At 54.2% G+C, this 13,068-nt stretch carries 11 protein-coding genes; 8 read left to right on the top strand and 3 right to left on the bottom strand.

The genetic code is table 11. The features are described 5' to 3' along the window. Positions 1-145: 145 nt before the first annotated feature. A complete protein-coding gene (locus tag NR201_RS01955; RefSeq protein WP_256849314.1) occupies positions 146-3,199 on the top strand; it encodes an FAD-binding and (Fe-S)-binding domain-containing protein in 3,054 nt (1,017 codons plus the stop codon). A 33-nt stretch (positions 3,200-3,232) separates the two neighbouring features. On the opposite strand, the gene NR201_RS01950 is transcribed toward NR201_RS01955, so the two are convergent. Beyond that, positions 3,233-3,637: a hypothetical protein gene (locus NR201_RS01950; protein ID WP_010670035.1), complete on the bottom strand. Its 405-nt coding sequence runs from the start codon at positions 3,635-3,637 to the stop codon at positions 3,233-3,235. Between the two features lie 388 nt (positions 3,638-4,025). On the opposite strand from NR201_RS01950, the gene sufA reads away from it, so the two are divergent. Genes sufA through NR201_RS01915 form a run of 7 tightly spaced genes read left to right on the top strand, consistent with a single transcriptional unit; the run spans position 4,026 to position 10,688 of the window. Next, on the top strand, positions 4,026-4,400 hold the full coding sequence (gene sufA, locus NR201_RS01945; RefSeq protein WP_010245637.1) for a Fe-S cluster assembly scaffold SufA: 375 nt from the start codon (positions 4,026-4,028) through the stop codon (positions 4,398-4,400). 7 nt (positions 4,401-4,407) lie between these two features. Further along, positions 4,408-5,901: a Fe-S cluster assembly protein SufB gene (sufB, locus tag NR201_RS01940; RefSeq protein WP_010245634.1), complete on the top strand. Its 1,494-nt coding sequence runs from the start codon at positions 4,408-4,410 to the stop codon at positions 5,899-5,901. Positions 5,902-5,943: 42 nt separating this feature from the next. After that, positions 5,944-6,690 carry a Fe-S cluster assembly ATPase SufC gene (sufC, locus tag NR201_RS01935; RefSeq protein WP_010245631.1) on the top strand — a complete coding sequence of 249 codons (747 nt, stop codon included), beginning with the start codon at positions 5,944-5,946 and terminating at the stop codon, positions 6,688-6,690. Continuing rightward, positions 6,665-7,945: a Fe-S cluster assembly protein SufD gene (gene sufD, locus NR201_RS01930; RefSeq protein WP_010245628.1), complete on the top strand. Its 1,281-nt coding sequence runs from the start codon at positions 6,665-6,667 to the stop codon at positions 7,943-7,945. Before sufC ends, sufD begins: the two co-directional genes overlap by 26 nt. Continuing rightward, positions 7,945-9,168, top strand: coding sequence for a cysteine desulfurase SufS (sufS, locus tag NR201_RS01925; RefSeq protein WP_256849371.1), 1,224 nt, complete (start codon positions 7,945-7,947; stop codon positions 9,166-9,168). The genes sufD and sufS overlap by 1 nt, the downstream gene beginning before the upstream one ends. A 21-nt stretch (positions 9,169-9,189) precedes the next feature. Further along, a complete protein-coding gene (gene sufE, locus NR201_RS01920; RefSeq protein ID WP_010245623.1) occupies positions 9,190-9,606 on the top strand; it encodes a cysteine desulfuration protein SufE in 417 nt (138 codons plus the stop codon). Between the two features lie 56 nt (positions 9,607-9,662). After that, complete coding sequence (locus NR201_RS01915) at positions 9,663-10,688, top strand: L,D-transpeptidase family protein (RefSeq protein ID WP_132498530.1); 1,026 nt, start codon at positions 9,663-9,665, stop codon at positions 10,686-10,688. Positions 10,689-10,769: 81 nt separating this feature from the next. Here the strand turns inward: NR201_RS01915 and NR201_RS01910 are convergent, their stop codons facing one another. Then, complete coding sequence (locus NR201_RS01910; protein ID WP_003853216.1) at positions 10,770-11,006, bottom strand: major outer membrane lipoprotein; 237 nt, start codon at positions 11,004-11,006, stop codon at positions 10,770-10,772. A 304-nt stretch (positions 11,007-11,310) separates the two neighbouring features. After that, the gene (pykF, locus tag NR201_RS01905) at positions 11,311-12,723 is read right to left on the bottom strand and encodes a pyruvate kinase PykF (RefSeq protein WP_129062882.1); all 1,413 of its coding nucleotides are present in this window, start codon (positions 12,721-12,723) and stop codon (positions 11,311-11,313) included. Positions 12,724-13,068 lie beyond the last annotated feature (345 nt).

Here is a 13,068-nt window from a genome sequence, read left to right as displayed (position 1 = left end):
GATCTATTTGCTGAGGTTTAAACAGAGTCGCGGAGAAAGGTTTTTGCCTTTTCTGAAAAAAGGGCAGGCGCAGGAAAAATATGATAAAACGAGAAATCGCTAATCTATAAACGCAAACGTTTACAACACCTTCGGTCAGACAATCATGATCCCACAGATTTCGCAGGCACCGGGCCTCGTTCAACTGGTGCTGACGTTCCTTGAGTCGTTGAAAGAGCAGGGTTTTACCGGTGACATGGCAACCAGCTATGCCGACCGTCTCTCACTCTCCACCGATAACAGCATCTATCAATTGCTGCCCGACGCGGCGCTCTTTCCGCGCTCGACTGCGGATGTTGCACTGCTCGCCCGCGTGGCCGGAGAAGCGCGCTTTGCCAGTCTGGTATTTACCCCGCGCGGCGGCGGTACCGGCACCAACGGTCAGTCGCTGAATCAGGGGATTGTGGTGGATATGTCGCGCTACATGAACCGTATTCTGGAGATCAATACCGATGAGGGCTGGGTGCGGGTTGAAGCGGGGGTGATCAAAGATCAGCTTAACGCCTGGCTGAAGCCATTCGGCTTTTTCTTCTCGCCGGAGTTATCCACCAGTAACCGTGCCACGCTGGGCGGCATGATTAATACCGATGCGTCCGGCCAGGGCTCACTGGTCTATGGCAAAACCTCGGACCATGTGCTGGGCCTGCGCGCCGTGCTGCTGGGCGGCGATATCCTTGATACGCGTCCAATGGCTACCGCGCTGGCTGAAACCCTGGCGCAGACGGCGACGCCCGAAGGCCGGCTCTATCAGCAGGTGCTGACGCGCTGCCGCGAGCATCGTGCGCTGATTCTGGAAAAGTTTCCAAAGCTGAATCGGTTCCTGACCGGATATGACCTGCGCCATGTCTTCAGCGACGATATGCAAACCTTTGACCTGACGCGCCTGCTGTGCGGCGCAGAGGGCACGCTGGCCTTTGTCACGGAAGCGCGGCTTGATATCACGCCGCTGCCTAAAGTGCGCCGACTGGTGAATATCAAATATGACTCCTTTGACTCCGCCCTGCGCAATGCGCCTTTTATGGTGGAAGCGCAGGCGCTCTCGGTAGAGACCGTTGACTCTAAGGTGCTGAACCTGGCGCGTGAAGACATTGTCTGGCACTCGGTGCGCGAATTGATCGCCGATGTACCCGACAAAGAGATGCTGGGTCTGAATATTGTTGAGTTTGCCGGTGACAACGCCGCGCTGATCGATCAGCAGATTGAACAGCTTTGTGGCCGCCTTGACGCACTGATGGTGCAGCAGCAGGGCGGCGTGATTGGCTATCAGTTCTGTAACGACCTGGATGGCATTGAACGCATCTATAACATGCGTAAAAAAGCGGTGGGTCTGTTGGGAAATGCCAAAGGCCGGGCTAAACCGATTCCCTTTGTGGAAGATACCGCGGTCCCGCCGGAAAAACTGGCGGACTACATCGTCGAGTTTCGCGCGCTGCTCGACAGCCACGGGCTGAGCTACGGCATGTTTGGTCACGTCGATGCAGGCGTCCTGCATGTGCGTCCGGCGCTGGATATGTGCGATCCGCAGCAGGAGATGATGATGAAACAGATCTCCGACGAAGTCGTAGCGCTGACAGCGCGCTATGGTGGCCTGCTGTGGGGTGAACATGGCAAAGGGTTCCGTGCCCAGTACAGTCCGGCATTCTTCGGTGAGACGCTGTTTAACGAATTGCGCCGCATCAAAGCGGCCTTTGATCCGCTCAATCGCCTGAATCCGGGCAAGATCTGTACGCCATTCAACAGTAATGATGAAATGATGCAGGTCGATGCGGTGAAGCGCGGAACCTATGATCGTCAGATTCCGTTAACGGTCCGGGATGAATGGCGTGGCGCCATGGAGTGTAACGGCAACGGGTTATGTTTTAACTTTGATGCCCGCAGCCCGATGTGTCCCTCCATGAAAATCACCCGCAACCGCATTCACTCGCCCAAAGGGCGGGCAACGCTGACGCGGGAGTGGCTGCGGCTGCTGGCCGGGCAGGGCGTCGATCCGCTCACCCTGGAAAAGCAGCTGCCCGAAAATCGGCTGTCGCTTCGCACTCTGATTGCCCGTACCCGCAATAGCTGGCACGCCAGCAAAGGGGAGTATGACTTCTCGCACGAGGTGAAAGAGGCGATGTCGGGCTGTCTGGCCTGCAAAGCCTGCTCCACCCAGTGTCCGATTAAAATTGACGTGCCCGCTTTCCGCTCGCGCTTCTTACAGCTCTACCATACCCGTTATCTGCGTCCGGTCAGCGATCACCTGGTGGCTGCCGTGGAGGGCTATGCGCCGCTGATGGCAAAAGCACCGAAAGTGTTTAACTTCTTTCTGCGCCAGCCGTGGCTGAAAGAGATAAGTAAAACCCATATCGGTATGGTCGATCTGCCTCTGCTTTCGGCCCCAAATCTGAAACAGCAGCTCAGTGGTCATCCCGCCATGAACATGACGCTGGAGCAGCTGGAAGGGCTGTCAGCCGCTGAGCGCGCAAACTGTGTGCTGGTGGTGCAGGATCCTTTTACCAGCTTCTATGAGGCGCAGCTGGTTAACGATTTTGTCAGGCTGATTGAGAAACTGGGCTATCGGCCCGTGCTCCTGCCATTCTCGCCAAATGGCAAAGCGCAACATGTGAAAGGTTTCCTGCAACGTTTCGCCCGCACGGCATCCCGCACCGCCGATTTCCTGAATCGGGTGGCAAAACTGGGGTTGCCCATGGTCGGTGTCGATCCGGCCACGGTGCTCTGCTATCGCGATGAGTATCGTCAGACGCTGGGCGAATCACGCGGCGACTTTAACGTCCTGCTGGTACATGAGTGGTTAGAGCGTGCACTGGCAGAGCGTGACGTGCAGGCCACGGGCGGAGAATCCTGGTATCTGTTTGCACACTGCACCGAGGTGACCGCGCTGCCCTCCACACCGAATCAGTGGCAGGCGATCTTCTCCCGTTTTGGCGCGAAGCTGGAGAACATCAATGTTGGCTGCTGCGGTATGGCAGGCACCTACGGTCACGAAAGTAAGAACCTTGAAAACTCGCTGGGGATCTACGCGCTCTCCTGGCATCCCCAGCTTCAGCGACTGCCACGCCAGCGCTGCCTGGCCACCGGCTATTCGTGCCGCAGTCAGGTCAAGCGTGTAGAGGGCAACGGAATGCGTCATCCGCTTCAGGCATTGTTAGAGCTAATGTAAAAAAATTGTGCGCGACGTCACGGCCTGGCTGGATTAGAATATCCAGCCTGCGTGACGCATAAAGTCACTTTGCAGCGCAGTGGCCTGGTTCCACTCCCCGACCATTGCCAGTTGATGGCAGAGGCGGGTCAGGGACAATCGCGCCAGTTGATAAGCCTGAAGGCGAAACAGGCGATCGCGATCGCTGTTTCCCATCTCCTGCACCAGTCGGTGATGCAGTTTACCCATGGCATGCAGGTAACTCTGGTCGTCACCGTTCAACTGGCAGATTTCTGCCATATCCTGACAGGCATCGTTAAACTGACGTAGCTGATGAATCGTGCAGTCGGCCCGGTCGAGTTTTGCCTGCGCCATATAAAAGTCGACGGTGATATCACGCACCGCAAACTGATATTCGTCGATTTTGTGCTGCAGCCAGGCTGAGACAGAAAGCGTCATAACGCCACCCTGAATGTGAATGATAATAATTATCATATTCAATTGGGCGGTGATTGCAATTGGCGGGCAGAAAAATTTATCGATTTATCCTGCCTGTCGGTATAATCGGAAATAACAATCTGTTTACATCGCAGAAAGGCGTAACCTATCAATAAGCATTTTTATCAAAAATGGTTATTTAAAAAAGAGTGATTTATTAATAGGTTAACACTGGCTTATTTATGCTGACGCGCTCACCACAAGGTGAGCTGAAGAGGCTATGCTTAATAATTAAGCAAATAAAACCGCACAAGATGATTATCCCTGCAAAACAAGAGGTTGAAGTGATTGGTCAGATCACTACCATAGGGGGATAGCCTGAAAAGGTCCGGACTCAAGAGGTATCAACATGGCATCCGTTAATACAGACTCTTTCTCACCCGACGATTTTGTCTGGAAAGGGCTGACGCTGACTGAAACCGCAGCGCAACAAATTCTCAATCTGGCGGCTCAGGACCCCGATGTCAAGGGTCTGCGGCTCGGCGTAAAACAATCCGGCTGCGCCGGGTTTGGTTACGTCATGGATCTGGTGAAAGAGCCAGTCGAGGATGATTTGCAGTTCTCATTCCATGGCGCAACGCTGTTTGTGCCGCTACAGGCGATGCCATTCGTTGATGGCACCGAACTGGACTACGTTCGTGAAGGCCTGAATCAGATTTTTAAATTCAATAACCCTAAAGCTCAGCACGCCTGCGGGTGCGGTGAGAGCTTTGGCGTCGAGTAAGTGAAATATGTCACGACACAGCGAAACATCTGACGATGTACAAATCTGGGAAGGCAAGCTCAACTACAAAGAGGGCTTCTTTACCCAACTGCAAACCGAAGAATTTGCCAACGGCATCAATGAAGATGTGGTGCGGGCGATCTCGGCCAAGCGTAACGAGCCAGAGTGGATGCTGGAGTTTCGTCTTAAAGCGTTTCGTGCCTGGCTTGAAATGGAAGAGCCACACTGGCTGAAAGCGCACTACGAAAAACTCGACTACCAGGATTACAGCTACTACTCCGCGCCTTCCTGCGGCAACTGTGATGACAGCTGCGCATCAGAACCCGGTGCACTGCAGGCATCAGGCAGCGCGCCAGCCAGCGATTATCTGACGCAGGAAGTGGAAAACGCCTTTAATCAGCTGGGTGTCCCGGTGCGTGAAGGCCGTGAAGTGGCGGTTGACGCCATTTTTGACTCCGTTTCGGTGGCGACCACCTACCGCGGCAAGCTGGCGGAGCAGGGGATTATCTTCTGTTCCTTTGGCGAAGCGATTCAGGAGCATCCGGAGCTGGTGAAGCAGTATCTCGGCACGGTTGTTCCGGCGAACGATAACTTCTTTGCGGCGCTGAACTCGGCGGTCGCCTCTGACGGCACCTTCGTTTATATCCCGAAAGGGGTGCGTTGCCCGATGGAGTTGTCGACCTATTTCCGCATCAACGCAGCGAAAACCGGTCAGTTCGAACGCACCATCCTGATTGCCGATGAAGACAGCTACGTCAGCTACATCGAAGGCTGTTCAGCGCCAGTGCGTGACACCTATCAGCTGCACGCGGCCGTGGTGGAAGTCATCATCCACAAAAATGCCGAAGTGAAATATTCGACGGTTCAGAACTGGTTCCCGGGCGGCGAAGGTGAGGGGGGTATCCTGAACTTCGTAACCAAGCGCGCGCTGTGTGAAGGTGACCACAGCAAGATGTCCTGGACACAGTCTGAAACCGGCTCTGCTATCACCTGGAAATACCCAAGCTGCATTCTGCGCGGGGACTATTCGGTGGGTGAATTCTACTCAGTAGCACTGACCAGCGGTCGTCAGCAGGCCGATACCGGCACCAAGATGATCCACATTGGTAAAAACACCAAATCGACCATCATCTCCAAAGGGATTTCGGCCGGTAAAAGTCAGAACACCTATCGCGGGCTGGTGAAAATCATGCCAACCGCGACCAATGCCCGTAACTTTACGCAGTGTGACTCGATGCTGATCGGTCCTGATTGCGGCGCACATACTTTCCCGTATGTGGAGACCCGCAACAATACCGCTCAGCTTGAGCATGAAGCCACGACATCACGTATCGGCGAAGATCAGATGTTCTACTGTCTGCAACGCGGTATCAGTGAAGAAGACGCCATCTCGATGATCGTGAACGGCTTCTGTAAAGACGTATTCTCGGAGTTGCCACTGGAATTTGCTGTGGAAGCCCAGAAATTGTTAGCCATCAGCCTTGAGCACAGTGTGGGCTGATGCCGTCACACGCGTTGCCGGAAGCAATGTGAAGGAATAAGTATGTTAAGCATTAAAGATTTGCAGGTCAGTGTTGAAGATAAAGCCATTCTGCGTGGCCTGAATCTAGAAATTAAACCCGGCGAAGTGCATGCCATCATGGGCCCGAACGGCTCAGGTAAAAGCACCCTGTCAGCGACGCTGGCAGGCCGTGAAGATTATGAAGTAACCGGCGGTTCGGTCAGCTTCAAAGGTAAAGATCTGCTGGAACTGGCCCCTGAAGAGCGCGCCGGTGAAGGCATCTTTATGGCATTCCAGTATCCGGTAGAAATTCCGGGCGTCAGCAACCAGTTCTTTTTGCAGACCTCGGTCAATGCGGTACGCAAATATCGTCAGCAGGAAGAGCTGGATCGCTTCGATTTCCAGGACTTCATTGAAGAGAAAATTGAGCTGCTGAAGATGCCGGCAGATCTGCTGACCCGCTCAGTCAACGTTGGCTTCTCCGGCGGTGAGAAGAAGCGTAACGACATCCTGCAGATGGCGGCACTGGAGCCAGAACTCTGCATCCTGGATGAGACCGACTCAGGCCTGGATATCGATGCGCTGAAAATCGTGGCGAATGGCGTAAACAGCCTGCGCGACGAGAAGCGTGCCTTTATCATCGTGACCCACTACCAGCGTATTCTGGATTACATCAAGCCAGACTTCGTTCATGTTCTGTATCAGGGCAAAATCGTGAAATCTGGCGACTTCTCGCTGGTGAAACAGCTGGAGGAGCAAGGTTATGGCTGGCTTACCGACGAAGAGTGATTCTGCGCTGCAACAGTGGCATCACCTGTTTGAGTCGCGTGGCGACGTGCGTTCTCTGCAGGCACAGCAGCACTGGCAGCAACTGATGCGCGTTGGCCTGCCAACCCGCAAGCACGAAAACTGGAAGTACACGCCGCTGGACACCTTACTGTCACAGCAGTTTGTACTGCCTGACGCGCCGCAGACTCTGAGCGCTGAACAGGTTGATGCACTGGCGCTGCCGCTGGATGCGATCCGTCTGGTCTATGTTGACGGTCAGTTCCAGCCAGCCTTCAGCAGTCGCGACTGCGAACTGTTTGAGGTTCAGCACAGCGTGGCCGCCGAGCGCCGTCCGCTGCCTGCTGCGGTTCAGCCTGAAGTCTTCCTGCATCTGACAGAGAGTCTGGCAGAAGAGGTGACGACCCTGCGTCTGGCACGCGGTAAATCCGCTGCGCGTCCGGTCTATCTGCTGCATATCACCAGCGGTCAGCAGACGGGTATGAACACGGTTCACTATCGTCATCACCTGCAGCTGGAAGAGAGTGCCGAAGCGGAAGTGATTGAGCACTACGTTTCACTGGATGAGCGCGCCCATTTCACCGGCACGCGCTTTACCTTTGCGGTAGGCGACAATGCAAAACTGACGCACACGAAGCTGGCCTTTGAAAGCAGCGCCAGCTATCACTTTGCGCATAACGATCTGGTCATTGGCAACGATGGCCAGGTCAGCAGCACCAGCTTCCTGCTGGGTGCCGGGCTGTCGCGTCACAACACCAGTACCCAGCTGAACGGCGAAAACACCACGCTGGCGATCAACAGCCTGGTGCTGCCAGTGAAACAGGAAGTGGCGGATACCCGTACTTACCTGGAGCACAACAAGGGCTACTGCGTCAGCCGCCAGATGCATAAAACCATCGTGCGTGACAAAGGCCGTGCGGTGTTTAACGGCCACATTAAAGTGGCACAGCATGCGCTGAAGACCGACGGGCAGATGACCAACAACAACCTGTTGCTGGGCAAGCTCTCAGAAGTCGATACCAAACCGCAGCTGGAAATTTATGCGGATGATGTCAAGTGCAGCCACGGTGCCACTATCGGTCGTATTGATGATGAGCAGATGTTCTACCTGCGTTCGCGCGGTATTGAGCAGGATGCTGCACAGACCATGATTATTCATGCGTTTGCCGCAGAACTGACCGAAACACTGGAAAATGAGGTGATGCGTCAGGCCGTGCTGCAGCGTATCGCGCAACGTTTTCCCGGAGGCGACATATGATGAACTTCGATCTCGAACGCGTCAGGGCTGATTTTCCTATCCTGAAGCGTGAGGTCAACGGTCATCCGCTGGCCTATCTTGACAGTGCGGCCAGCGCACAGCGTCCACTCTCGGTGATTAACGCCGAGAGTCATTTCTATCAGCACGGCTATGCGGCCGTGCATCGTGGTATCCATACGCTGAGCCAGCAGGCGACCAGCGACATGGAGAACGTGCGCGATCAGGCTGCCCGTTTTATCAATGCGCAGTCACAGGAAGAGATTGTCTTCGTCAAAGGCACCACCGAAGGCATCAATCTGGTGGCGAACACCTGGGGCAGCAGTAACCTCCAGGCTGGCGATAACCTGATCATCACTGAGATGGAGCATCACGCCAATATCGTTCCATGGCAGATTCTGGCCCAGCGCACCGGCGCAGAAGTGCGTGTCCTGCCATTAAATGACAACGGTGAGCTGGCGCTGGAGCAACTGGCGGGGCTGATCGACAGCCGTACGCGGTTGCTGGCGGTGACGCATGTTTCAAATGTGCTCGGCACGGTTAACCCGGTTAAAGCGATCGTTGCTCAGGCAAAAGCGGCTGGCGTCATCACGCTGGTGGATGGTGCCCAGGCGGTGATGCATGACAAGGTTGATGTGCAGGATATCGGCTGCGACTTCTACGCCTTCTCCAGCCATAAACTCTATGGCCCGAACGGCGTGGGTATTCTCTACGGCCGCAAAGCGCTGCTGGATGAGATGCCACCATGGGAAGGGGGCGGTTCAATGATTGAGCGCGTCATGCTGCCTACCGGCACCACCTGGAACAGTGCGCCGTGGCGCTTTGAAGCGGGTACGCCGAATACCGGCGGTATTATCGGCTTCGGTGCGGCGATGGCCTATGTGCAGGCGCTGGGACTGGATACGATTCATCAGCGCGAGACGGCACTGATGAACTATGCGCTCGATAAGCTGGGCACCGTTCCGGATATCCAGATCTACGGTCCGCAGTCACGAGCTGGCGTTATCGCCTTCAATCTCGGTAAACATCACGCCTACGACGTCGGCAGCTTCCTGGATCAATATGGCATTGCCATCCGCACCGGACATCACTGCGCGATGCCGCTGATGCAGCATTACAATGTACCGGCGATGTGCCGTGCCTCCTTCACGTTCTATAACAGTGAAGAGGAAGTGGATCGTCTGGCTGCCGGTTTGACGCGCATTCATCGTCTGCTGGGCGGCTGAACAGTTTTAACGGAGTCCCTGATGGCGAATTTGCCTGAAAAAGAGAAACTGGTTCGCAACTTCAACCGTTGCGCTAACTGGGAAGAGAAGTACCTCTACATTATTGAGCTGGGTTCAAAGCTTCCGGAATCTTCTGAAACCTTGCACCAGCCGGAGAACGTGATTTCGGGTTGTCAGAGTCAGGTGTGGATCAGAATGACCCCGCAGGCGGATGGTTCCATTGCGTTTGAAGGCGACAGCGATGCTGCTATCGTTAAAGGTTTGATTGCTATCGTATTTAGCCTCTATCAGAACCTGCCGCCCGCCGATATCCTGGCGCTGGATGTGCGCCACTGGTTTGGCGAACTGGCACTGATGCAGCACCTGACGCCCACCCGGTCGCAGGGGCTGGAGGCGATGATTCGGTCTATTCGCCATACCGCTCAGAACCTCAGCTAAGTTACACTCCACAGACGCCATCCGGCGTCTGTTTTTTTATCTGACGAGAAAATTGCATGAAACCTGCTTTACGTTTAGCCGGTGCATTGCTGCTGACCTGCTTTGGGCTCTCTGCACCCGCGTTCGCCACCGAATATCCGCTGCCACCACCTGACAGTCGCCTGATTGGCGAAAACGTCGTGACTCAGGTTCCTGACAATAAACAACCTCTGGAAGCGATTGCGGCGCGCTACCAGGTCGGCCTGCTGAGCATGCTGGAGGCAAATCCCGGTACCGATCCCTGGCTGCCCAAAGCGGGCACCCAGCTGACGGTGCCGCTGCAGATGATCCTGCCCGATACGCCGCGCGAAGGGATTGTGGTGAATCTGGCCGAGCTTCGTCTCTATTACTATCCCAAAGGGGAGGATAAGGTCATTGTCTATCCCATCGGCATTGGCCAGCTGGGTGCGGCCACGCCAGTGATGGTGACGCAGATCAGCCAGAAGATCCCTAATCCCACCTGGACGCCCACGGCGAACATCCGCAAACGCTACGCCAAAGAGGGCATTACGCTGCCTGGCGTGGTCCCCGCCGGACCGGATAACCCGATGGGGCAGTTTGCCATGCGTCTGGCGCGCGGCACCGGCCAGTATCTGATCCATGGCACTAATGCGAAATTCGGCATCGGCATGCGCGTCAGTTCAGGCTGCATCCGTCTGCGTTCAGAAGATATCGAAGCGCTGTTTAACTCAGCGCCGAAAGGGACGCGGGTACAGATCATCAATCAGCCGGTGAAGTACGCTGTAGAGCCGGATGGGAAACGCTACGTGGAAGTGCATCAGCCGCTGTCACGCAACGATAAGGACGATCCACAGACCATGCCGATTGCACTCACTGCCGGAGTGAAGCAGTTTATGAAAAGTGAGAAGAGTGATAGTGCCCTGATTAAAGCCAGCTTAGCGCGACGCTCAGGCATGCCTGTGCTGGTCAGCAGTGGGGAGCCGGTGCAGAGTGATACCGTGCCGCCTGCGGGGCTGGAGAGCGCATCTGTGGGGGCTGATATCCCGGTGACACAGGCTGAGGGCAACGCGGTTCAGCCCTGAACGGATAAGTGCCTGTGAAGGGCACTGAATTCGGAGCAAAAAAAATGGCGCCATAAAGGCGCCATTTTTAAACCAGAACTCTTACTTACGGTAAGAGTGAGCCTGGTTGTCCAGACGCTGGTTAGCGCGTGCTGCGTCATCTTTAGCAGCCTGAACGTCTGAACGCACTGCGTTCACGTCGTTGCTCAGCTGGTCAACTTTAGCGTTCAGAGTCTGAACGTCTGAAGACAGCTGGTCGATTTTAGCGTTGCTTGAGCAACCAGCCAGCATAGTTGAAGCCAGAACTACCGCGCCCAGTACCAGTTTAGTACGATTCATTATTTATACCCTCTAGATTGAGTTAATCTCCATGTAGCGTTACAAGTATTACACAAAGCTTTTTAAGTTGAGAATAAATTTTTGATGAGAAGATGCTTAAATTTGATCGTTCGCTCAAAGAAGCAGCGAATCACAGAATATGATAAAAAAATTTAGCGAAAACAGAGAGATTTAATCGGATTAACCTTAATATTAAGAGTATTTGAATAGTTATTTTCGATTGGAATTTTCTGACATTTGGTTTAAGTAGAAATAAAAAAAAGCGCCCGATAAAGGCGCTTCAAAATAATGGTCAGAGAGCGTTTTACAGAACGTGTACAGAAGCGGTGTTGGTAGTTCCGCTTGGTACTAATGCACCTGACACCAGCACCACGACATCGCCTTTCTGGCCGTAGCCACTTTCCAGCGCCGCTTCTTTACCCAGACGATAGAAATCGTCGGTTGAAGCGATCTCAGTCACCAGACGTGTCTCAATCCCTTTGCTCAGGATCAGCTGACGGGCAGTCATCGGATTGGTGGTCAGCGCCAGGATGGTCGCGTTCGGGAAGTATTTACGTACGGCTTTAGCAGATTTACCCCCTTCAGTAGCAACCACAATCAGTGGCGCTTCCAGCTTCTCAGCGGTCTCTACCGCACCACGGCAGACGGCTTCTGTGATACGCATTTTGCGGTTATCACTCTGGCTGTCGATGCGGGACTTCATCACGCGATCGGTACGCTCACAGATGGTCGCCATGATGGTGACCGACTCCAGCGGATAACGGCCTTTGGCACTCTCACCTGACAGCATGACAGCATCGGTACCGTCAAGAATGGCGTTTGCCACGTCACCGGCTTCTGCGCGGGTAGGGCGCGGGTTCTTGATCATGGAATCGAGCATCTGGGTAGCCGTGATGACCACTTTGCGTGCTTTATTACATTTTTTGATCATCATCTTCTGTGCGAAGATCACTTCTTCAACCGGGATCTCAACGCCCAGGTCGCCACGCGCAACCATGATGCCGTCTGAGGCTTCGAGGATTTCGTCGAAGTTGTTCAGGCCTTCCTGGTTTTCGATTTTGGAGATGATCTGGATATGCTCGCCGCCGTTCTGTTTCAGGTGCTCGCGAATTTCCAGCACGTCTGAACGTTTACGGATGAAAGAGGCGGCGACGAAGTCTACGCCCTGCTCACAACCAAAAATCAGGTCGCGCTTATCTTTTTCGGCCAGTGCTGGCAGCTGGATAGAGACGCCTGGCAGGTTAACGCCTTTGTTTTCGCCCAGATCGCCATTGTTCAGGACTTTACACACCACGGTATTTTCAGTGACTTCGATCACTTCCATACCAATCAGGCCATCATCGACCAGCACCGTGTTGCCGATTTTCAGGTCAGCAGTGAAACCCGGGTAGGTCACCGCAACGCGCTCGCTGTTGCCAATCACGCTCTGGTCTGTAGTAAAGGTAAAGGTCTGACCCGCTTTCAGAGCCGCATCGTTGCCGCCTTCCAGTTTCATGGTGCGGATTTCAGGGCCTTTGGTATCCAGCAGAATAGCGGCCTGACGGCCGGTTTTTTGCATAACGGCACGCATGTTGGTGATGCGTTGGCCATGCTCAGCGTAGTCGCCGTGAGAGAAGTTAAGACGCATAACATTCATGCCAGCTTCAAGCAGCTGAGTCAGCATCTCTTCGGATTCGGTTTTCGGGCCGATTGTACAAACGATTTTAGTCTTTTTCATGACGGATTTTCTGTAAGTTGTGATGGATGAATAAGGGCGGAATCCGATGGCAGCGCATCGAAGTGAAATTTCTGATTGAGACTGAAATGGGCAGTACTGAGTAAGAATAGGTGACGAAGGCCAGGCGTGCAGGGAAGTTGTGCGGTTACGGTTGGTAACCACCACGCTGTTGTTGCGCAAATCATTTGAGTTATCGCAGTAAGCACGTGATCGCTGAAACCTTTCAAGTAAGCAACGCGGGACAGTATAGACGCTAAGTATGCGAAAACCAATCAAAAAGCAGAAGGGGGAAGCGATGCAGATCAATAAAAGTGGAGTTGCGCAAGCTGAAGGAATTCTGAAAGT

This window comes from Pantoea sp. Fr-CA_6, from assembly GCF_024520895.1.
In the GTDB taxonomy this organism is placed as follows: Bacteria; Pseudomonadota; Gammaproteobacteria; order Enterobacterales; family Enterobacteriaceae; genus Pantoea; species Pantoea agglomerans.
The sequence above is the reverse complement of the archived record's forward strand: the minus strand, read 5'-3'. Positions and strand labels throughout refer to the sequence as shown.